General features: G+C 36.2%; 18 protein-coding genes. All 18 read left to right on the top strand.

Features of this window, described 5'->3' with window-relative positions; genetic code table 11:
• Positions 1–146: 146 nt before the first annotated feature.
• The 18 genes from GHD00_RS09830 (at position 147) to GHD00_RS09745 (ending at position 22329) form a co-directional block, all read left to right on the top strand.
• Entirely contained in the window at positions 147–626 is a 480-nt protein-coding gene (locus GHD00_RS09830; protein ID WP_163537991.1) for a hypothetical protein, read from the top strand.
• Between the two features lie 105 nt (positions 627–731).
• Positions 732–1412: a GntR family transcriptional regulator gene (locus GHD00_RS09825; RefSeq protein WP_240468659.1), complete on the top strand. Its 681-nt coding sequence runs from the start codon at positions 732–734 to the stop codon at positions 1410–1412.
• Positions 1413–1571: 159 nt separating this feature from the next.
• Entirely contained in the window at positions 1572–2678 is a 1107-nt protein-coding gene (uxuA, locus tag GHD00_RS09820) for a mannonate dehydratase (RefSeq protein WP_163537990.1), read from the top strand.
• Positions 2647–3492 (top strand): SDR family oxidoreductase, encoded by an 846-nt coding sequence (locus GHD00_RS09815; RefSeq protein WP_163537989.1) that lies wholly within the window; start codon positions 2647–2649, stop codon positions 3490–3492. Before uxuA ends, GHD00_RS09815 begins: the two co-directional genes overlap by 32 nt.
• A gap of 29 nt (positions 3493–3521) precedes the next feature.
• The gene (locus tag GHD00_RS09810; protein ID WP_163537988.1) at positions 3522–4160 is read left to right on the top strand and encodes a bifunctional 4-hydroxy-2-oxoglutarate aldolase/2-dehydro-3-deoxy-phosphogluconate aldolase; all 639 of its coding nucleotides are present in this window, start codon (positions 3522–3524) and stop codon (positions 4158–4160) included.
• Between the two features lie 314 nt (positions 4161–4474).
• The gene (locus tag GHD00_RS09805; RefSeq protein WP_163537987.1) at positions 4475–8068 is read left to right on the top strand and encodes a glycoside hydrolase family 97 N-terminal domain-containing protein; all 3594 of its coding nucleotides are present in this window, start codon (positions 4475–4477) and stop codon (positions 8066–8068) included.
• Positions 8069–8216: 148 nt separating this feature from the next.
• Positions 8217–8816: a chromate transporter gene (locus GHD00_RS09800; RefSeq protein WP_163537986.1), complete on the top strand. Its 600-nt coding sequence runs from the start codon at positions 8217–8219 to the stop codon at positions 8814–8816.
• Positions 8817–8844: 28 nt separating this feature from the next.
• Positions 8845–9381, top strand: coding sequence for a chromate transporter (locus GHD00_RS09795; protein ID WP_163538042.1), 537 nt, complete (start codon positions 8845–8847; stop codon positions 9379–9381).
• A gap of 218 nt (positions 9382–9599) precedes the next feature.
• Positions 9600–10670: a helix-turn-helix domain-containing protein gene (locus GHD00_RS09790; RefSeq protein WP_163537985.1), complete on the top strand. Its 1071-nt coding sequence runs from the start codon at positions 9600–9602 to the stop codon at positions 10668–10670.
• Positions 10671–10689: 19 nt separating this feature from the next.
• Entirely contained in the window at positions 10690–11646 is a 957-nt protein-coding gene (locus tag GHD00_RS09785; protein ID WP_163537984.1) for a formylglycine-generating enzyme family protein, read from the top strand.
• Positions 11647–11789: 143 nt separating this feature from the next.
• Positions 11790–13631, top strand: coding sequence for a sensor histidine kinase (locus tag GHD00_RS09780; protein ID WP_163537983.1), 1842 nt, complete (start codon positions 11790–11792; stop codon positions 13629–13631).
• Positions 13632–13644: 13 nt separating this feature from the next.
• Complete coding sequence (locus tag GHD00_RS09775) at positions 13645–14403, top strand: response regulator transcription factor (RefSeq protein ID WP_163537982.1); 759 nt, start codon at positions 13645–13647, stop codon at positions 14401–14403.
• Positions 14404–14534: 131 nt separating this feature from the next.
• The gene (locus GHD00_RS09770) at positions 14535–16007 is read left to right on the top strand and encodes an ABC transporter substrate-binding protein (RefSeq protein ID WP_163537981.1); all 1473 of its coding nucleotides are present in this window, start codon (positions 14535–14537) and stop codon (positions 16005–16007) included.
• 59 nt (positions 16008–16066) lie between these two features.
• Positions 16067–17020, top strand: a complete 954-nt coding sequence (locus tag GHD00_RS09765; protein WP_163537980.1) for a carbohydrate ABC transporter permease — start codon at positions 16067–16069, stop codon at positions 17018–17020.
• A gap of 27 nt (positions 17021–17047) precedes the next feature.
• Positions 17048–17899 carry a carbohydrate ABC transporter permease gene (locus tag GHD00_RS09760; RefSeq protein ID WP_163537979.1) on the top strand — a complete coding sequence of 284 codons (852 nt, stop codon included), beginning with the start codon at positions 17048–17050 and terminating at the stop codon, positions 17897–17899.
• An 11-nt stretch (positions 17900–17910) separates the two neighbouring features.
• The gene (locus GHD00_RS09755) at positions 17911–19410 is read left to right on the top strand and encodes a sulfatase (protein WP_163537978.1); all 1500 of its coding nucleotides are present in this window, start codon (positions 17911–17913) and stop codon (positions 19408–19410) included.
• The gene (locus GHD00_RS09750) at positions 19403–20989 is read left to right on the top strand and encodes a sulfatase family protein (protein WP_163537977.1); all 1587 of its coding nucleotides are present in this window, start codon (positions 19403–19405) and stop codon (positions 20987–20989) included. Before GHD00_RS09755 ends, GHD00_RS09750 begins: the two co-directional genes overlap by 8 nt.
• Entirely contained in the window at positions 20986–22329 is a 1344-nt protein-coding gene (locus GHD00_RS09745) for a sulfatase family protein (RefSeq protein WP_163537976.1), read from the top strand. The genes GHD00_RS09750 and GHD00_RS09745 overlap by 4 nt, the downstream gene beginning before the upstream one ends.
• Positions 22330–22344: the final 15 nt, after the last annotated feature.

The following is a 22344-nucleotide window of genomic DNA, read 5'->3' as shown; positions in this document are numbered from 1 at the left end:
TAATTTTTAGAGAGTGATTTCAATAGGTCTAAAGTACCATTTTAAAGAAATTTAAAATAATAATTACAAAAGCTTGAGAATAAAGTTTAAATAAAGGGTTTTGATTCTATTAAAAACACTTAATTCCTTTCTTGTGGAGGGATTCCATGCGTCGGTTTCCGTACAGGTTACATCAACATAAGAAACTCATTTTAAAATTAATTATATGTATCATCCTTTTTTGTGTGGTTATCTTCTTGATTCAACGTATTTTTTCTACGGAAAGACAAGTTGAAAATGTGGTAACAAACTTTTACCAATATGAACAAAAAGGTGACTTTGCAAATTCGTGGGAACTTTTTCACTCATTTATGCAAGAAAGGTTTTCTAAGGGTAACTATATGCAGGACAAAGCACACGTGTTCATGAATCATTTTGGTGTAGAAACATTCGATTTTTATATACAGGAGATTGTCGAGTTGGAGTCATGGAAAATGAATGAGGATTCTCAAGCACTATCTCCGGTGTATCGTGCTGAGATCGTACAATCTTATGATAGTAAGTACGGTTATTTAGAAATTCACCACCCCATCTATGTAGCAGAAGAAAGTGGTCAATGGCGAATTTTATGGGATTATAATCACTGAAAGATACATGTATGTTAAAAAAGAGTGGAATCTTCCTAGTTGAATTTCATAGTAGCTATCAGTATAATGTAACTAACTACCATACTAGTATAAAAGAAGGTGTTTATGTTGGTCTCACAGACACAGCGTTCAAGAGGGTCATCACGAGATTATGTTTATGGCATGATTAAAGGCCAAATTATGAATGGAGAGATTGCCCCAGGGACTAAATTATCAGAAAAAGAAATCTCAGAAAAATTAAATGTAAGCAGAACTCCTGTACGTGAGGCATTTTTACAGTTGAACCAGGAGGAATTATTGGGGGTATACCCTCAAATTGGAACCATTGTTACCAAAATTGATTTAAAATTAGTGGAAGAAGGGAGATTTGTAAGAGAAAACATAGAAAGAGCTATTGTTCGTGATGCAGCAACCGAAATGGACAAGGAAAATTTATTACAGTTAGAAACAAACTTAACGCTACAAGACTTTTCTCTAGAAAAAGGTTCTTTTAAACGATTATTTGAATTAGATGATGAGTTTCACCAATTATTATATAGAGGATGTGGAAAAATCAGAACTTGGGATATGGTCAAAAGAATGAATATTCAATTTGACCGTTTACGTTTATTAAGGTTAGCAGTAAATCATGACTGGCACCATATCGTGGGTCAACATCGAAAAATATTTGACGCAGTTGCGGCAAGTGATCCAGATAAAGCTGAAGAAGCAACATTAGAGCATTTAAAATTAGTGAATGTAGAAAAAGAAGCATTGAGAAAAGAAAATCCAGACTTTTTTGTTTAAATCGAAATAGTGGCCTAATTTTCTATTATTTTTTCACTCTGTACCATACAAGTATACAACGACGCAAAGCGGTTATCCAGCACATTATTATCAATAAACAGGTTTGCAAGATGAACACCAAATATAAATCTACTAATAAAGGAAAGGGAGTGATAGATTTTGAGAATGGTATTCCGATGGTTTGGTGAAGGGAATGATAGTGTTTCATTATCAGAAATTAAACAGATACCTGGGGTTGAAGGAATAGTATGGGCTCTACATGATATTCCCGCTGGGGAAGTGTGGCCACTTGAAAGAATAAAAGAGGTAAAAAAACAAGCAGATGAGTATGGTTTTCATATAGAAGTTGTTGAAAGTGTAAACATTCATGAATCAATAAAGCTTGGAACAAAGGAAAGAGACCATTTTATAGCGAATTATATACAAACAATAAAAAACCTAGCAGCAGTTGGAGCAAAAGTTATTTGCTATAACTTTATGCCTGTATTTGATTGGGTACGAACAGATCTTTTTGGCAAGTTGTCAGACCAATCGACTGCCCTTTTTTATGAAAAAGCAAAAGTAGAAAATATGGATCCGATCGAACTCGTAGAAAAAATTGCGACAAATCCTACTTATACGATGCCTGGCTGGGAGCCGGAGCGCTTGGATACGTTAAAAGAATTGTTTGCGACATACCAATCCATCACAGAAAAGGATTTAATGGATCATCTACAGTATTTTTTAGAAAAAGTTATACCTGTTTGTGAAGCACATGATATCAAGCTCGCCATTCACCCAGACGATCCACCATGGCCTGTTTTTGGCTTGCCACGAATTGTGACTACCCAAAAGCAATTACAAGAGATTATGAATTTAGTAGATAGTCCATATAACGGGATTACCTTATGCTCTGGAGCACTGGGTGTAAGAGAGGATAATGATATTGTTGCAATGATCCAGCAATTTCAAGATCGTATCCCTTTTGCACATATTCGAAATGTGGAGTTAAGGGAAAACGGAGATTTTATCGAAACATCTCATCGAACGGAGGATGGCTCGATTCCGATTGACCAAATTATCAAAGCTTATCATGATATTGATTTTCAAGGCTATGTAAGACCTGACCATGGAAGACACATATGGAACGAATCGTGCAGGCCAGGCTATGGCTTATATGACCGTGCTCTGGGTATTATGTATTTATGGGGACTATGGGACGCTTATCAACAATTAAATGGAAAGGATGAAAGCAATGTTACCAATACATTCGAATTTGAAAAATAAGGTAGCCGTCGTGACGGGTGGAGGCGGTGTGCTTTGTGGAGAAATGGCAAAAGAGTTAGCACGTCAAGAAATGAAAGTAGCGATTTTAAATCGTACTTACGAAAAAGCAGAAAAAGTGGCCAATGAGATAAAGGAGAACGGAGGAGAAGCTTTAGCCATTGCATGTGACGTGTTAGATCAACAAGCCGTAAAAGCAGCAGAAGAGCAAGTGTTTCAAGCTTACGGTCCTTGTGATGTCTTGGTTAATGGCGCGGGCGGAAACCACCCTGATGGAGGTACGACAAATGAGGTTTTTCAAAAAAATGACATCGATAATGATGAGGTGCGTTCCTTTTTTGATATGACAACAGAAGGTTTTTCCTCTGTCTTTAATTTGAATTTTATCGGTTCGCTCATTCCTACTCAAATTTTTGCCAAAAGAATGGTAGAAAGAAAAACAACTGTGATTAATATTTCTTCGATGAGTGCACCAAGTCCGATGACTAAAGTACCTGCATATAGTGCCGCAAAGGCAGCAATCAATAATTTTACGCAATGGTTAGCCGTACATATGGCAGAAGCGAATGTACGTGTCAATGCCATCGCACCGGGCTTTTTCTTAACCGAACAAAACCGTTCCTTACTAACAAAAGAAGATGGTTCTCCAACTCCACGTATGCAAAAAATTGTCGACCATACACCAATGCGTCGTTTAGGTTCTCCAGAGGATCTTCTTGGCACATTGTTATGGTTAGTGGATGAAGAAGCAAGCGGGTTTGTTACCGGAACCTGTATACCTGTTGATGGTGGATTTATGTCATATAGTGGTGTCTAATATAAAAGATGTTTTAAGAGGAGGATACGATGTCAGTACTGAATCAAATGATAGATACTGGAGTTGTTGCGGTTATGCGCAAGACAACACCAGATACGATTATCCCTATAGCGAAAGCGTTAAGTAAAGGCGGTGTCAAAGCACTAGAAATTACGGTAGAAACACCGAAAGTTTTAACTTTGATTGAGAAAGTAAAGGACGAGCTAGGCGAAGAAGTACAGGTAGGAGCGGGGACTGTGTTAGACGCAGAAACGGCTCGTGCCGCACTTATGGCAGGTGCCTCTTTTGTTTTTTCCCCAACTGTAAGAAAAGAAACGATTGAAATGACCAAACGATATGGAGCAGTTTCTGTCGCAGGTGCTTTTACACCGACAGAGATTTTAACAGCTTACGAGCATGGTGCGGATATGATTAAAGTATTTCCAGCAAGTGTAGTGGGACCTCGTTTTTTCAAAGATGTGAAAGGTCCGCTGCCACATATTCCGTTAATGCCAACAGGTGGTATTGATGTAGATAATACGGCTGATTATATCCAAGCTGGAGCTGTCGCAGTAGGTGCTGGCAGTACACTAGTTCAAGCTGCAGACGAGATCACAGAAGCTTATTTGCAACAATTAGAACAAAAAGCAACGAAATTTGTAGAAGCTGTGAAGTTTGCTAGAAACTGATGATACGAATGTGTAGATTCGTACAAATTACTGAACCCTCGCTTTTAAAATGGGGTTTTTTGTCGTTAGATCCATTAATAGATTTAAAAACAACTTAAATATCAGAATTTGCACCTTAAAAAAATGAAGAAAATAATAAGATAGTACAGATTTTTATATCTTTAATAAGACAAAATTTTACTACAATAGTAAATGTAAGCGTTTTATTTAATTGTATATTCAGAAAGGGGAGGAAATATTATTGAAATGGTAGGATTATGATGTCAAAAAAGACATGGCTTCTTTCATATGAAATAAAAAAGAGGAGGATTTATTTGAAAAATAATAAGGTTGGAAAAATACTCTATTTTTTGTTCATGATCATGCTAGTTTTTTCTGCCGTACTAAGTGTCCAGGCAACACCTTCTTCGCAATCAACCGAAACGGATACCACCACGATTACCTCGCCTAACGGGAAAATTAATTTAGGCTTTCATCTTACGGATAGCGGGGAGCCGAGTTATCAACTTTCTTACAACGACATTAACATTATTAATCCCTCAAATTTAGGATTTACTTTTAAAGAGGAACTTCCATTAAAAAATAATTTTGAAATCATAAAAACAACTACAGATACTTTTCATGAAACTTGGGAGCCTGTATGGGGTGAAAAAAGTGAAATTAAAAACCATTACAATGAATTAACGGTATACTTACAGGAAAGGGAAACGCCAAAGCGAAAAATGAATCTCATCTTCAGAGTTTTTGATGATGGCATTGGTTTTAGATATGTTTTACCAGAGAAGGATGGTTTCAATAGTAATCAAATCGAAATTATGTCAGAGGATACAGAATTTCAATTTGCAAATAATAATACGTCTTGGTGGATACCAAATGACTGGGATAGCTATGAATATAATTACACAGAAACTCCTCTAAGTGAGGTCCAAGAAGTTAGCACTCCTTTTACGATGAAAACCCCGGAAGGAATTCATCTTACCGTACATGAGGCTGCTTTAATCGATTACGCTGGAATGGCCTTAAAAGCAGTTGATGGGAAGGGCAATACGCTCGAAAGCTATTTAGCACCATGGCCAGATGGTGTAAAGGTGAAAAAAGACACGTTCCCAATTGAAACGCCATGGAGAACAATTGAAATCGGGGAAGATGCTGGAGATCTTGTGGAATCAGATATGATTTTAAATCTAAATGAACCATCAAAGCTAGAAGATACCTCATGGATTGAGCCACTAAAATATGTTGGCGTTTGGTGGGAGATGATAAGTGGGAAATCCACTTGGGCATCTGGCGAAAGGCATGGGGCCACAACGGAAAACGCTAAGCGATACATTGACTTTGCGAATGACTATCTAGATACGGAAAATCAGAATATTGGCCTTTTAGTAGAAGGCTGGAACATAGGCTGGGATGGTAATTGGATAGATAATGGTGATGAATTTAGTTTTACGGAATCGTACCCTGACTATGATCTAGAGGAAGTCGTTCAGTACGCCACAGATCGTAACGTATCTTATATTATGCATAATGAAACATCTGGAGATATCCTTAACTACGAGGAGCAGATGGATGATGCCTATAGTATGTATCAAGACTTAGGCATTCATGCGATTAAGAGTGGATATGTTGCCGACCATGGTATTCATAACCCAGAGGGTCAGAAACACCATGGCCAATATATGGTGAATCACTATAATAATGCAGTAAAAAAAGCAGCTGATTATCAAATTATGATTAATACACATGAACCGATTAAATCGACAGGCCTTGAACGTACTTATCCAAATTGGATGAGTCGTGAAGGAGTAATGGGAATGGAATATGCTGCTTTTGGTGACGAAAATAATCCGCCAGAACATGACACAATCCTTCCATTTACTAGAATGATGGCTGGACCAATCGATTTCACACCTGGAATATTTGATGTTGAGATATCTCATGCCGATACAAGAGTTCATTCCACACGTGCTAAGCAGCTGGCATTATATGTGACTATTTCAACTGGAACACAGATGGCTGCCGATTTCCCTGAAAACTATAAGGATGAAGATGGGAACATCCTGCCAGAATTTAAGTTTATTAAAGATGTCCCAGTAACATGGGATGATATTATGGTACCGAATGCTGAAATTGGTGATTATGCTACCATTGTAAGACGCAGTGATGAAGAGTGGTATGTAGGAAGTATTACAGATGAAAATGGAAGAGACTTGGAAGTACCACTTGACTTCTTGGATGAAGGGAAAAAATATGTAGCAGAAATTTATTCTGATGCAGCGGACACTGATTTGGAAACGAATCCAACAGCTGTTTCGATCAATAAAGTAATTGTAAAGTCACAGGATACATTAACAGCTTCGCTTGCTGCTGGTGGAGGGCAAGCGGTTAGAATATATCCAGCATCGAAAAAAGAGATTGCAAAACTGCCAAATTACAAGGATCCAAGAGTGAAAGTTTCCTATTCAGATGTGCCTGAAGCTATACAATCAAATGATGAATTTGAAGTGAAGGTTCATGTTAGAAATAAAGGAAATGATATTGTTGGTGAAAAAATTGAACTACAAATCGATGGCGAAACAGTAGCTGAAAATTTTGTAAGGGTAGATCCTAAAAGCACGAAAGAAGTTAGTTTAACCTATCATAAACTATTTGAGCCTAGAGATTACCAAGTTCAAGTAAATGATCTAAAACCAATGCAAGTAACAGTAAATGAGAAGGAACCAACATTTGAATTTTATAACCTGGATGTAATAGTAGAAGATCAAACGATTACAGCAAGAGCCGATGTTGTTAATCTAGGAACCTATGCAGGAGAAATAGAGGTTCCATTTTATGTAGATGGAAAAGTTGTAATCAAGGAAACCATAGAAGTACCTGCCCAAGCTGGCGGTGCTAGTAAAGAAGTCGTGATGACGTATCAGCCTGAAGAATCGGTTGGTGTATACGAAGTTTCTATTGGCGATTTAAATCCTAAAACGATAGGATTACCTTCTATTGAAATGGCAGGAGAATGGTTGTTCCAAAAAGGAGATCATTCTAGCTGGAAAGACGCGGATTTTGACGACACTAAATGGGAAATCGTCACATTACCAGCAAGCTGGGAGGATCACTCTAATTATACAGAAGACAATGTATATGGCTGGTACAGAAAAACGGTTAAGATTCCTGCGGAGTGGGAAGGTCATTCCTTGAAAGTAAGGTTAGGAAGAATTGATGATGTCGATAAAACGTACTTAAACGGGGAGTTAATTGGTCAATCTGGAACATTCCCAACAGGCGAAGGTGGGGAAGGAATGACTACAGCATGGGATTGGGATAGAGAATATGTCATTCCAGCAGAAGCGATACAGTATGGGGAGGAAAATGTACTGAGTATTAGGGTTTTCGATGCTTCAGGTGGAGGTGGGTTATATAAAGGTCCAATTGATCCACTAGAGATATTTGTAGAAGGTGAAGAACAGCCATATGTAGAGGTACCTGGCTATGATGATCCAATGAATAAACTAGTGAACGGAGATTTCGAGAATGGAACAACGGGTTGGACTTTAACAGGTAGTGGCCTTGGCGGTGTAGATGCGAATGATGCATATGAAGGAAGCAAATATTGGATTTGGTATGATGATGCCTATACAGCAAAGGTCTATCAGCAGGTAACCGAGCTGGAAAACGGTACGTATACAGTCAGTGCCATGGTGAAACAAAATAATGGCATACCTGAAATAAGCAGAATGGAACTAACAGGTCACGGAGGCGACCCTGTATATACGAATATTGAGCATGGGGATGAGTATACGCAAATAACGGAAACTGTTGAAGTCACGAATGGTACTCTAGAAATTGCTTTCTACCAAGAAGCATTAGATGAAGCGAATTTACAGATTGATAATGTCACATTAACATTGGTAGATTAATGAATTACTAGATGTATAAAGACACTCCAAATTTGATATTGATTTGGAGTGTCTTTTTTTTAATTTTAAAATTTTGCAACTTTAGTTCATTTTGGACAAAAGTGTGTTATAATACATTTGTACGATGATAAAAATAGGAGGAGTTCTTGTGAAAACAAATTGGAAATACTTAATGCAAATTTTTTGCTCCTTTTTTAAAATAGGGCCAGTTACTTTTGGTGGCGGTTATGCCATGATCCCAATGATTGAGCGTGAAGTGGTGGAAAGGCGTAAATGGGTGAAAACGAAAGACGTTTCCGAAATATTTGCGATTGCAGAATCCGTGCCAGGAGCGATTGCGATTAATTCGGCTACGTTTATAGGGTTTCGATTAGCAGGTGTTAGAGGAGCCATTGCAGCGATGACAGGTGTTTTAATACCAACATTTTTAATTGTCGTTGCTTTAAGCATCTTATTTTTATTTGTAAAAGATAATCCATATGTTGAGTCAGCATTTGTTGCTATTCGGGCTTCTATTGTCGCACTTATTTTGTTTGCAGCATATAAAATTGGTTTAACGGCAGTATACGATAAAACAACTGTAGTCATTACAGCGTTTACTGTGGGGATTTTGTTTTTCTTACACCTTCATCCTGTTCTCATAATTCTTAGTGGGATTGGAGTTGGAGTATTGGTTGTCAAAATAAAAGATTGGTTTGGAATTGTAACACGGTTAGAAAAAGATGAAGAAATAAAAACAAACGAGTAATTACTACAAACAAGGGGGACAAAAATTGATGGTATTGTTAGAACTATTTTGGACATTTTTAATGATCGGCTTTGTTTCATTTGGCGGCGGTTATGCGATGATTCCAGTGATTGAGATGGAAGTTTCTAACCATGGTTGGATGACTACACAAGAATTTACAGATGTGATTGCGATAGCTGGGATGTCACCTGGACCAATCGCAACAAATAGTGCGATCTTTGTTGGGTATCAAACAGCAGGCATATATGGAGCGATCGTTTCCGCTTTAGGCATGGTTATTCCATCTTTGCTCATCATTTTAATAATTGCTTCTTTCTTTTTCCGCTTTAATGAACTGCGGTTAGTAAAATCCGCCTTTTATGGTCTTCGTCCAATTATTACTGGTTTAATTATTTATGCTGCATTACGTTTTGCTATTACGAATAATGTGGTTGGATCCATCTCTTGGCAAAGTCTGAGCTTAGCTATGATCTTTGGGCTTTCCTTTTTTGCATTAATTAAACTGCGTCTGCACCCTATTTATGTAATACTTATTTCAGGGATTACGGGTGTCGTGCTATACTAGAAAAAGCCGTGATAGGAAAAATCAAGAGGCAATGATAGAGAGGTGGTTGGTTTGGAAACCAACATGCATGATGATATGGAATATATAGCCGAGCTTGTTCAGATGCTTATAAAGTGACGGTAACTTATCTGAACTCCATCAATCATATATTATATTGTACTTCTGCAAGCCCTGCTATAAATCCTTTATATTTGAATGAAAACCATTGGCTGAATGAAATGAAAGAATATAAATATGAGCAAAATCATCCAATTATAAGAAAAACAGCGCTTGAGGAATATTTTATTCTTTTATATGTGTATAAGGATGATCAATATAAAGGAATGTTTGTAGTAGGGCCTATTCTTTATTATCCCATCTCTCGAAATATTGCTAAAGGGTTAGCGAATGATCATTCGGTTTATGTGAAAACATCCAAAATACTAGATCATTATAATCGATTGTCCCTTTTATCACATGATACAACAGTATTAATGGGCAAATTACTTTATTTCTTAGTGTTTCAGAAAAAAGTGTCAAACATTGAGTTATATGATAGCAAATATATTAATGGTAACGTTGACAAAATAATATCAACGATTGAATTAGCTGCTTCTAACAGAAGGCAAGACCAAGATTTTCATCCTCCATTCTCTCTTGAACGAGAGGTATTTCAGTGTATCAAAGAGGGAAGAAAAGAAGATTTATTGAAACACCATCAAATTAGACATAAATTAAGACCAGCGGTGTTAGCTAAGAATAGCTATGTCCGAAATAAGAAGAATTTTGCTATTTCTGCTATAACTCTTGCAACTCGATCTGCCATTGATGGAGGAATAAATCATGAATTAGCAAAGACTTTGAGTGATGAAATGATTGTTAAAGTAGAAGAAGCAAAGACTGCTAATCAAGTAATCCATTTACATGTCCAAGCATTGGAAACCTTTGCAGAATATGTGTATCATCATAAACGAAATAAATATTCAAAATTATTGAAAGATTGTTTAGATTATATTTATATGTATATATATGAAGAGTTGAGTTTAACTGAATTGGCAGAGTTTGTGAATGTCTCACCTGGTTATATCTCTACACAATTTAAAAAAGAAGTTGGCATGCCTGTCTCTCATTATATACAAAAAGAAAAAGTAGAAGAAGCTAAAAAATTAATGTCATTCACAAACCAAAGCTTAACGGAAATATCTCAGAAGTTACAATTTACCGATCAAAGTTATTTCACCAAAATATTTAAAAAATATACCAATATCACGCCAAAACAATATAAAAATCAGCAGGCTATACATTTATAAGAAAAGCGAGGTTTTATCCATGGATGAAAAACAAAATCAGAAATGCTGTTGTAGTGCAAGCAGGGAAAGTATTTCTCATAAAAGTACGGAAAGTACAATCGAATTACAGGATATAAAAAAAGCAGATAATGAAAACGAAGATATGGTCTTATTAGATGGCGGTCCTTTTCTAATGGGAACAGAAGATGATGAAGGTTTTAAAACGGATGGAGAAGGTCCTATTAAAGAAGTGGAAGTAAAACCTTTTTATATTGACCGACATACGGTAACGAATCAACAGTTTAAACAGTTTGTAGACGAAACAGGCTATGAGACAGAGGCGGAAAAATTTGGTTGGTCATTTGTCTTCTATCAATTTATCGATCCGAATATAAAGGAAAAGGTGCAGCAAGTACCAGGCACTCCGTGGTGGTTTGCGGTAGAAAGAGCATACTGGTATCAACCAGATGGAGTTGGTTCTAGTATAGAGGATAGGTTAAATCATCCTGTTATTCATGTATCATGGAACGATGCGGTTGCCTATTGTAAATGGGCAGGAAAAAGGTTACCTACTGAAGCGGAATGGGAATATGCAGCAAGAGGTGGTTTAGTACAAAAACGATATCCTTGGGGAGATGAGTTAACGCCAAATGGAGAACATTACTGCAATATTTGGCAAGGGGAATTTCCACGAACTAATACAAAAGATGATGGTTATGTAGGTACTGCACCTGTAAAATCATTCCCTCCTAATGGATACGGTCTTTACAATGTTTCAGGAAATGTTTGGGAATGGTGTTCGGATCACTTTACGATTGATAGAACCGGGCAATTAGATCAGGACTTTGTTCAAGGAGATGTATCGAAAGTAATGAGAGGTGGGTCTTACCTTTGCCATAAGTCCTATTGCAACCGCTATCGTGTAGCTGCTCGCAGCTCTAATACAGCTGATAGTTCATCTGGCAATATAGGTTTCCGTTGTGTAAAAGATGTTTAGATTATGATTAGAAATTGTCTTTGTGTATCTTTGTAAAGACTAATAACGGATACACAGAGACTTCTTTTTATTACTTAATAATGGAAGCGCATACATAACTTGTACCCTCTGTAGACAAAACAATATTAGTAGGAGGCCATCTCATGAACAAAGTTTTAAGTAAACTTGATTATTGGACAAGTCATATTATGATTCGTCCCAAGTTGTTAATTACTTTTTATCTAGTAAGTTTTATCCCCATTCTGCTAGTATCTTTCTTTTTTTACAAGACTTCCACTCATACTTTAAAGGATGAATTAGGAGCATATATGGTAGAAACATCAAGGCAAGTAGACTTACGATTAGATGCTTTCATAGAAGAAATGGAGTATTTATCCATGAGTATTCATCATGATCAAAAGGTGCAAAGGTTCCTTAATTTGAAAGATCAAACGGACGAAAACTCTCTTCATATGCAATTAGATTTGAGAGATCTTCTATCTACTACGGTGGATTACAGAGATAATTTGTGGTCCGTTTTTGTCGTAAATGACCACGGCAGTATTATTTATTATAGTAAATCCAACGCTAATCCTCTCTTTTCTAGTTGGTGGAGTGCTGTAGAGTTAGATGATGCCTTTTTGACTGAAGATCCTATCTATCAACAAATTGTTAAAGAAAAAGATTTCTCATTGTATCCACCTCATGCGGCTAAATATACCAATAATCAAAAAGTGGTAACTTTTGGCGGAAGATTATATCAGTTAACGAAAGAAAAGGGGACTCTATTATTTAATTTTGATCCTCAATATATTTCGAAAATGAGTGATATGGTTCAAATTGGGGATACCGGTTTTGTTACTTTTCTATCTGAAAATGGTAAGCCTTTATTTGAAAACAAAAATATATCAGATGATTTATTGGATGAGCTGACAGGTTTGAAAATTCATAATAAAGATAGTGGGTATGGCGTTTTTTATTTAAATAATCAAGAGATGCTGATTTCATTTAACACCTCAGAAAAAACAGGGTGGAAAATCGTAAGTGTCGTTCCATTTCATGAAGTATCAGGAAAAATAAATGATGTTCGCAATAGTATTTATATCATAGCTGTTTCCGCCATATTACTGGTGATTGTAATTTCTAAATATCTAAGTCAATTAATCTCAAACCCATTAATTCAACTTCAAAAATATATGGTCAAAGCAGAAACTGGAGATCTTTCGGTAAGAGTTCCGGTTTTTAGAAGTGACGAGTTCGGAGTACTTACAAATACTTTTAATCGAATGCTGGAAAATTTAGAGCAATTAAAAGATAAAGTGTATGCATCCAAAATTCGAGAAATGAAATTAAGTTTACTTCATCGGGAATCAGAACTGAAAGCACTGCAAATGCAAATTAATCCTCACTTTTTGTACAACACGTTAAACACAATGAAGTGTATAGGTGATATTAAAGGAGTTGAAGAAGTGGCAGAAATGAGTGGCTCCTTATCTGATATGTTTAACTATAGTATTGACGATGAGAAATACAAGACACTCGAAGAAGAAATAAACCATGTTAAAGCATATCTTCGCATTATTCAGATTCGATTCCCAAATAAAATACAATATGATTTCGAGTGTCCCAGTCATTTAATGGAAGAGTATATTTTGAAATTAATACTGCAGCCTTTAGTTGAGAATGCAGTGGAACACGGTATTATTCCAAGTGGTAAAAGTGGAAATATTACGATTTCGGTATATGAAAAAAACGATGAGTTTTTAATTATTAAAGTGACAGATGATGGAATCGGTATACCGTCAGATAAGCTCGAATGTATTCAAAGCAGACTTACTGGTCAAGAACACACAAATGTTGAGCAAGAGGATATGTCAAATAGCATTGGTTTACATAATGTTCACCAAAGGTTGCTATTTAATTATGAAGGAAAAAGTGAATTGTTTATTGATAGCAAAAAAGGACATGGAACGATGATAGAATTAAAAATCCCAATGGATGACTAAAGGAGCGATGTTTATGTTTAATCTGTTAGTGGTTGAAGATGAGTATTGGATGAGCGAGGGTTTGTGCAATATTATTCATAATTTGAACAATGAGTTTGTGGTCACAGATGTAGCTCAAAATGGGGAGGAAGCTCTTGATAAAATCAGCCATAAGCATTTTGATGTGATCATAACGGATATACGTATGCCGATTATGGACGGTTTAGACCTAATTGAGAAGATGAAAGAACTAAAGTATAACCAACCAGTCATAATTATAACTGGTCATAGCGAATTTGAATATGCAAGAAGAGCATTTAGGCTTGGGGCAATAGATTACTTACTAAAACCCATTAAAAGTGACGAATTAAAAGAGGTATTGGAAAACTTAAAGTCCCAGCATTTAAAATCTATCGATATGCAAAAGAATATGATAGATCAAAGTCAGGAAGGGAAAAATGATGGAGTACATATTATTAAGTATACCTTAGATTTAATTAATAGTAAGTACATGGAAGATCTATCTTTATCAGAAATCGCAGATGATGTTGGTTTTAACGGATCTTATCTTAGCAGATTATTTAAGATGGAGACAGGTAAAGGGTTTGTACAGTATTTGCGAGAAGTAAGAATACAACATGCGAAAGATATGCTCACGAAAACAGAAAGTACGATTGAGAATATTTCGAAAGAGGTTGGCTTTCAAAGTGAAAAACATTTTAGAAGAATATTTAAGAAGGATTTAGGCTTAACACCAAGTGATTATAGAGAGTTACAACAATGTAAAAAATAGTTCCGTTAAAGTAAAAAAATGAGTCTTATATCAAAACAAGAAAGCGATTACAATTAAAGTGTATCCGGATACAAGATATAAATAAGTCAATAATCGTAATTTCATTTCCAATTTAAAAGGAGGTCATGAATTTGAAAAAAAAATGGCTCGGTTTAACAGTCAGTTTGCTGTCATTAATAGTATTTTTATTCGCATGTAACAGTAATAATGAAACCATTAAAGAAACAGGAAATGCTAATGAAGGAGCTCAAGAGGAGAATGATGAAGATGGAATCACTTTAAGAGTAATGGATTGGAGTGATTCTACGAGATATCTTAGAGAAGAGTTTCATGAACAATTTATGGAAAAGTATCCTGAGGTAACGAATATTGAATATACAACACTAACACAACAACAATTTACAGATACCATCCTTAATGCTATTAGGAGTGGGGATGCACCAGACATATTTCCAGTTCCATTAGGCTTTAGTTTACCTGTTCTTGTTGATGATGGTTGGTTTCAACCACTTGAACCAATAGTAGAGGACGGCTTTTTTGACATATTTAGGGAAGGGACATTTCAGGAAGGCATAAACATGGTTGATGAAACCATTTACTCTATTCCTCAACAGACGGCTCAACCAACGGCTATGGTGTTTTATAATAAAGAGTTGTTTGAAAAAGCAGGTTTAGACCCTGAGCAACCTCCTAAAACATATGAAGAGTTTCGAGAATATGCACGTAAGATTACAGAAGCTGGTAATGGCGAGTTTTATGGTTTGATAGAAGGTGGAAAGCAGTCTAATCGATTCAAGTTTGCTATCCAAGAGTGGGGTTCATTAAATGGTGCTGGTTTAGCAGATAATTCTCCAGTTAGTAAATTAACAGGAGAGGCTCCTTACCATACAGAGGCAGTTACTGACATTTTTGATTTATTCGCAGGGTTAGCTGATGATGGAAGTATTCATCCGCGAACGTCTAGTCTGACAGCACCTGAAGCTAGACAAATCTTTGCTAATGGTGAAGCAGGTTTTATCATTCAAGGAGCATGGAATATTGGAGTTTGGAATGCTAATAACCCAGAGTTAGATTATGGCATGATGACCCCTCCTGTATCTGATGACGGAAGACAAGGTTCGATTGATTCTGTAGCTCAGGGTGGATTTGGAGTATATGCTGAAACCGATCATCCAGATTTAGCAGCAAAGTATTTAGAAGAGCTATATGGCGGTGATTTTTATCAGCACAAGGTTGTCGAAAATCAGCACAATTATTCCCCTGTGGCTGGTGTTATTGAAGAAGCTGCAACAGGTGAATTTTTAGAATTTTATGAGTTGTTCAATGAAATCCTTGTACATGGACCTGTACCAGAATCAGAAAATCCTGATGTTACCAAAGCACTTGGAGAATATGTAGATGTCACACCTTCGGCAGCTGAAATAATGCAAGGAGTAGCTATCTCTGGTCTGCGAGACTATGAACCTATGTTACAAGATTTGTCTGAACAGACAGATGCAGCTCTGGAAAAAGCAATAACGGAAGCTCAAGATAAAGGGGCAGACGTTGGTATGGAAGACTTTATATTTCCAGATTGGGATCCAATGAAAAATTACAAGAAATAAATAAAAGTTAATGTGGCGGGCGCAAGTTACCTGCCACATTAATACAAAGGAGGCTCAATATGGCAAACGCAAATATTACAGCAGGCAAACAACAAACTTCTAGCTTAAGAAAAAAGCGGAATAGATATATTATGTTTTGGTGTTGGTTATTTGTTTTACCTAATATCATATTATTTACTTTATTTCAGGCATGGCCAATTGTAACTAGCTGGTACTATGCGATGTCAGATTGGTCAGGTTTAAGCTCACAAATTGAATTTGTAGGGTTAGCAAATTTTCAAGAATTAATCAATGATAAATATTTCTGGAATGCTTATAAAAATGTATTTATTTTTACATTCGGAAGTGTTCCATTTCAACTTATGTTAGGTTTACTGTTTGCAGTTATCTTAAATAACCCAAAGCTGAAATTTGCTAGTATTTATAGAACTTTAATATTTTTGCCCGTAATTACTAGTGCATCTATTATCGGTATTGTAATGGGCTTCATTTGGAGTACTGATGGCGGAGTTAACTATTTATTAATGCAATTAGGAATATTAGATGTTCCGATTGACTTTTTAGGTAGTATGAAGTGGGCAATGCCTACAGTTATTATGGTTTCAGTTTGGATGAGTACCGGTATCAATATGATATTTTGGCTGGCAGGTTTACAAGGTATCCCGAAAGAACTGTATGAAGCAGCGTACATTGATGGTGCAGGGCATTTTAAAACGTTCTTCTCTATCACCTTGCCATTGCTCATACCAATTGGTGCAGTCATCTTACTTTTTAATGTAGCATTTTCGCTAAGAGTATTTGATTTAATTAAAACATTAACAGATGGCGGACCTTTCTTCGCTACTGATGTTGTTTCTACTTACATTTATAGTGCTGCTTTTGCAGGAGAAATAGGCCAGCCGCGAATGGGATATGGATCAGCTGCAGGTGTATTTTTCGGCTTTACCATTATCTTTTTAATGCTAATTATCCAATATCTAAGATCTAAAGCAAAAGCAAATCGATATGTTTAAATGCCACATAAACAAAGGAGTGATACGATGAATAATAGTTTTCTTATAAGAAATTCAGGATCAATATCTAGGTTTATCACCCATATTATTTTAATTGGTGTTTGTTTTATTTGGATGTATCCATTTTTATGGATGGTCTCCTCTTCATTTAAAACAGATGCTGAATTCTTTGAAAACGGTTTAAGTATTATACCAAATTCTTTTAATATGTCTAACATTATTAGAGCATGGGAGACGGCTAATTTTAGCCAATATTTCCTTAATACTTTTATTATTACATTTAGTGTAGTTCTAATCGTTCTTGCCTCCACATCTGCATGTGGATATGCACTTGGTAGATTTTCGTTTCCTGGTAAAAAAGTTATTTATGTATTGTTAGTTTGTAGTATGTTCATCCCGCTTGAGTTTTCTATAATACCAATCGTTGCGCTTATTAATGCATTAGGTTTATCCAATACAATGATTGGTGTTATTTTGGCTGAATCTGGCGGTGGTCATGTCATGTTGGTGCTGATGTTCGCAAGTTATTTTGCGCAAATTCCAAAAGAGATGGAAGAATCAGCGACTATGGATGGTTGTGGCTTTTTAAGAACCTTTGTTCATGTCATGCTCCCATTAGCAAAACCTATTATAGGAAGTGCCGTCATCATGCAGGTAATCTTTACATGGAATTCGTTCTTATTACCTTTAATCCTTACACTAAGTAACCCAAGTATCCGTCCGCTATCCGTTGGTTTATATGCGTTTAAGGGCGAAAATGTAGTGGATTGGACCGGGATTGCAGCAGGTGCAACGATTTCTGTTTTACCTGTTATCATCATCTTTATTGTATTACAAAAATATTTTGTTGAAGGTATCTCAGGTGCTGTTAAAGGTTAAGGGGGTAAAGGATGAAAGCAATTGTGATTTTGTTGGATACATTGAATCGTCATATGTTAGAAACTTACAACGACCAGGCATGGACGAAGACACCTAATATTTCTAGATTGGCGAAAAAGTCTTTTGTATTTGATAATCATTGGGCTGGCTCTTTGCCTTGTATGCCTGCTCGCAGAGACTTTATGACAGGAAGAATGGATTTTTTAGAACGTGGATGGGGAGGCTTAGAGCCTTTTGATATTACGCTTACGAAACAGTTGCGGGAAAAGGTTATATTTTCTCATATCGTAACCGATCATTATCACTATTTTTCAACTGGTGGTGAAAATTACTGCCAATCCTTTCATACATGGGATTTTCATCGGGGACAAGAAGGTGACCCATGGGTTTCAAAAGTTCAAAGTCCTGATTTGCCTGATGAATTTTTAGGACGGGCTCTAGATCAACATGAAAAAAACCAAAGCAAATTTCTAGAAGAAAAAGATTACCCCGGGCCAAAAACAATTCAAGCAGCTTGTAATTGGCTGAAGGAAAATGAATCTGCAGATGATTACTTTTTAATGGTCGAAGCATTTGATCCGCATGAACCATTTGATTGTCCAGATGATTATTTAGATTTATATCAAGATCAATATGAAGGTCCTAGGTTTAATTGGCCTAAATATTCTAAAGTAAATGAACCTCCAGAAGCGATGGATCATATCCAAAAGAGGTATGCCGCAACACTGACGATGATCGATCATTGGCTAGGAAAATTATTAGATGAGATGGATCGACAAAACCTTTGGGATGACACATTAGTACTCTTTACAACGGATCATGGCTTACTGCTTGGTGAACATGAATGGACAGGGAAAAATATCATGCACGTCTATAATGAAATTGCTCATTTACCTTTGATGGTTCACGTTCCTAAAGAAGAAGGGAATGGGGAGCATATTTCTGCTATTACTCAAAATATAGACTTAATGCCAACCATATTAGATTATTTTAATGTCCCTATTCCGTCCAAAGTACAAGGGAATAGTTTACTAAAGTTAATTGAAAGGAAAAAAGAAAAAATTAGAGATTATGCACTATATGGGATGTTCGGAATGACTGTCAATATCACGGATGGAAAATACACTTATTTAAGAGCACCTGCACGTGAAGATAACTATCCTTGTCATGTTTATACAGCAATGCCAACTACTTTTCGAAGTTTCCATGGTCAGCGATTAATAGAACAAATCGAAATGGGAAGATTTCTTGACCATACAAACTATCCTGTATTTAAGTTTCCGTATAGTGTGAAAGGCGAATCTTTTCAAATGGCTGCACACATAAAAGAAAATCATCTGTTTGATATTGAGGCTGATTACGAACAACGTAACCCTATAAAGGACGAAGAGCTAGAAAATCGATATGCGGAAAAACTAATACAAGCAATGTCAGAATTAAAGGCTCCTAAAGAACAGTTTACTAGGTTAGGTTTAGTAAATATCAGTGAGAGAAGTGATAGGAATGAATAGACCTAATATTTTGCTCATCACAACAGACTCTCAAAGATGCGATACATTAGGATGTATGGGAAGTGAATTTGCCTATTCCCCACACTTAGACAAACTAGCTAAAGAGGGTGTCATGTTTGAACAAGCCCATACATCTTCCCCAGTATGTGCTGTTGCCAGAAGTAGCCTTATAACGGGATTACATTCCCCAGTACATGGATGTATAGAAAATGGATTAAATCGGTATAATCACTTTCCTACTTTAACAGATCATTTAAAGGATGCTGGCTACCATAATATTATGGTTGGAAAAACGCATTTTGGTCCAGTACCTGAATCATTTGATGTGAAACATGTCGTAACAGAAAAAATGATCAATGCTAATGATTGTTATGCCGAACATATCAGAAGACATGGATATAGCAGAGTGAGCGATCACCCTAATTCAATACCTGAAGAATTGTTCATGGAATCATTTTTAGTTGACAAAACAATAGAAGAAATCACCAATTGTACAGAGAATGGGGACGCGCCTTTTTTTGCATTTTGTTCGATGGTTAGCCCTCATGAACCAATAGATCCACCTGGAAAATGGGCAACTTTTTATGACGAAGTTGATTTACCTGAAATAAATTACTCTGAAGGTGAGATAGCTGACTTCCCAGAACAAATGAAAAAACTACTGGGATTTACTGATTATGCAGCAGATCAACCTCCAAAAACAGATGTAAAATTACAAAATTTATTTGAAGCACGTGGTGCAATCTATCATGAAGAGATTCGTGATGAAGTTAATAAGCTAAGAAAATTGTATTATGGTTTGTCTTCATACTGTGACGATCAAATTGGAAGACTAATTCAATTTATAAATGATGCCAATTTACGAGAAGATACTTTAATTATCTTTTCAACGGATCACGGGTTGCAATTATTTGATCATGGTTTTAACGATAAACATAACTATTATGATGCTTCTTGGCGTGTACCGTTCATCATGAGTATGCCTGGTACACTGCCTCAAGGAGAAACGCGACAATTCGCTTCATGGAATGATATACCTACATCCATATTAGGAGCTGCAGGTTTACAAAGTGATTCTATGCAAGGCTTTGATTTATTTACTGCACTGGAAAAAGGTGAGCCATCACCACGGAAATGTGCAGTAGGGACACTTTTTAAATCAGCAGCTTTAGCAACCGAAAATTGGAAATTAGAGTATTATTTTGATGAATCAGAACCTAGGTTGTTTGATCGGAAATACGACCCATTAGAACGAAAAAACATATATCATAATCCAGAGTTGTCTGATATAAGAGATGAGCTTGTTAAGGCGTTATTAACATGGCGTGCTGACATCATGGATTTGCATATGTATCATGAAGCAGCAAAGGCATTCACTAAGCAGATAGAACCAAGGAAAAAAATAGAACAAAAAAAGCCACCACACAAGAGAAGGCAGTTGGCTCCTGTAGCTACGAGAGTGACATCTGCTGTTAGTGCAATTAAGGGTTCGGATTCTGAAGAACGACTAAATCAGCATGCTTTAAAAATAGACTCCTTATATAACAGAGATAAGGTTATGAAAGAGGGGAAAATATGAAAGCTAAAAACATTATTTTCATCACGACAGATCAGCAGCGAGCGGATACTATGAATAGCAAAGAATACTATACTCCCAATTTAAATCAGTTTGCAGAAGACAGCATTCAATTTTCAGACCATATTTGTACATCTGCTCAATGTGCTCCTTCTCGAGCAACTTGGATGACAGGTAAATATCCACATGAAGTTGGTGTTAATGTAATCGGGCATAAGCTTGATCCGGATGATGATAACATCGCTAAAGAGTTTAATAAGGGTGGATATGAAACGGTTTACTTTGGTAAATGGCATCTTGGGGGAGCCCCTAAAGATTATGGTTTTCAAGTAACAGATTATCGAACAGATGATGCGGATTTTTGGGGTGCAAATGAAAAACCTAATTATTTAAGTCATAGAGATGCTTTAACAACTGCTCAGACTTTAAATTATTTAGAGGATTATCAAGGTGACAATTCTTTCTTTATGCATGTTTCTTGGTATCTTCCACATCCCAATAATCCTCATTATGTGGAAAAGGGTCCTTTCGAAAATGTGGACGCATTTCATGAAACATATAATAAAGAGGAGATACCTGTACCTGAAAGTTATTATGCAGATGATTTGTCAACTAAACCTGAACATCAAAGGAAAAGAGCGATGTCTAGAGAATCTAAACTAACAGAGGATATAGTCAAATCAGATGGCGAAAAATACCGGAAGTTGACCTCATTAATGGATCGGAATTTAGGAAAAATACTAGAGAAATTAAAAGAAAAAAATCTACTAGATAATACGATGATTGTTTTTTCATCAGATCATGGTGACATGCAAGGAGCACATAGATTAAGGCTGAAAGGGGTTTTGCCTTATAAAGAACTCTATCATATTCCATTAATTGTTCATCTGCCTTGGTTAAATTCTAAGAGAAAGGTAATTAGTGATTTGACATCTAATGCTTCTTTGGCTGGTACATTGCTTGATGCTGCTAATTTACCAGTTCCAGAAGGGTTTTATCCATCATTGCTGCCATTATTAGAAAAAGACGAGGAAGAAGAGGAGTCCTATGTTTTTATAGAGCACTACAAAGCATACTGGGGACAGCATCCATTTAGAGGTATTCAGTCCAAAAAATATAAATACGTGTATTACTATGATGATGATGTGGAAGAAATGTATGACTTACAAATAGACCCTAATGAAATTCATAATGTTTACGAAAAACAAGAATATCAATCCGTTAAGAAAAAATTAAGAGAAAAATTAGATGAATGGTGGGAAGATACAGGAGCTTTAACAAAAGAACCGATTATTGATACGGAATCCAATTGGGGAAAAGCTACTTCTAAAATTTCCAAATAAAACCTGGAAGTTTGT

Origin of the sequence: Gracilibacillus sp. YIM 98692, from assembly GCF_010993965.1 — a bacterium.
Taxonomy (GTDB): domain Bacteria; phylum Bacillota; class Bacilli; order Bacillales; family Amphibacillaceae; genus Gracilibacillus.
Note: the sequence above shows the minus strand (reverse complement) of the source record. Positions and strands in the feature narration are given on the sequence as shown.

Bases quoted from the DNA above. Each gene is read 5' to 3' on its own strand.
- GHD00_RS09830 (WP_163537991.1), top strand. From the start codon at position 147: ATGCGTCGGTTTCCGTACAGGTTACATCAACATAAGAAACTCATTTTA.
- GHD00_RS09825 (WP_240468659.1), top strand. From the start codon at position 732: ATGTTGGTCTCACAGACACAGCGTTCAAGAGGGTCATCACGAGATTAT.
- GHD00_RS09815 (WP_163537989.1), top strand. From the start codon at position 2,647: ATGTTACCAATACATTCGAATTTGAAAAATAAGGTAGCCGTCGTGACG.
- GHD00_RS09810 (WP_163537988.1), top strand. From the start codon at position 3,522: ATGTCAGTACTGAATCAAATGATAGATACTGGAGTTGTTGCGGTTATG.
- GHD00_RS09795 (WP_163538042.1), top strand. From the start codon at position 8,845: ATGGTATTGTTAGAACTATTTTGGACATTTTTAATGATCGGCTTTGTT.
- GHD00_RS09790 (WP_163537985.1), top strand. From the start codon at position 9,600: ATGAAAGAATATAAATATGAGCAAAATCATCCAATTATAAGAAAAACA.
- GHD00_RS09785 (WP_163537984.1), top strand. From the start codon at position 10,690: ATGGATGAAAAACAAAATCAGAAATGCTGTTGTAGTGCAAGCAGGGAA.
- GHD00_RS09780 (WP_163537983.1), top strand. From the start codon at position 11,790: ATGAACAAAGTTTTAAGTAAACTTGATTATTGGACAAGTCATATTATG.
- GHD00_RS09775 (WP_163537982.1), top strand. From the start codon at position 13,645: ATGTTTAATCTGTTAGTGGTTGAAGATGAGTATTGGATGAGCGAGGGT.
- GHD00_RS09765 (WP_163537980.1), top strand. From the start codon at position 16,067: ATGGCAAACGCAAATATTACAGCAGGCAAACAACAAACTTCTAGCTTA.
- GHD00_RS09760 (WP_163537979.1), top strand. From the start codon at position 17,048: ATGAATAATAGTTTTCTTATAAGAAATTCAGGATCAATATCTAGGTTT.
- GHD00_RS09755 (WP_163537978.1), top strand. From the start codon at position 17,911: ATGAAAGCAATTGTGATTTTGTTGGATACATTGAATCGTCATATGTTA.
- GHD00_RS09750 (WP_163537977.1), top strand. From the start codon at position 19,403: ATGAATAGACCTAATATTTTGCTCATCACAACAGACTCTCAAAGATGC.
- GHD00_RS09745 (WP_163537976.1), top strand. From the start codon at position 20,986: ATGAAAGCTAAAAACATTATTTTCATCACGACAGATCAGCAGCGAGCG.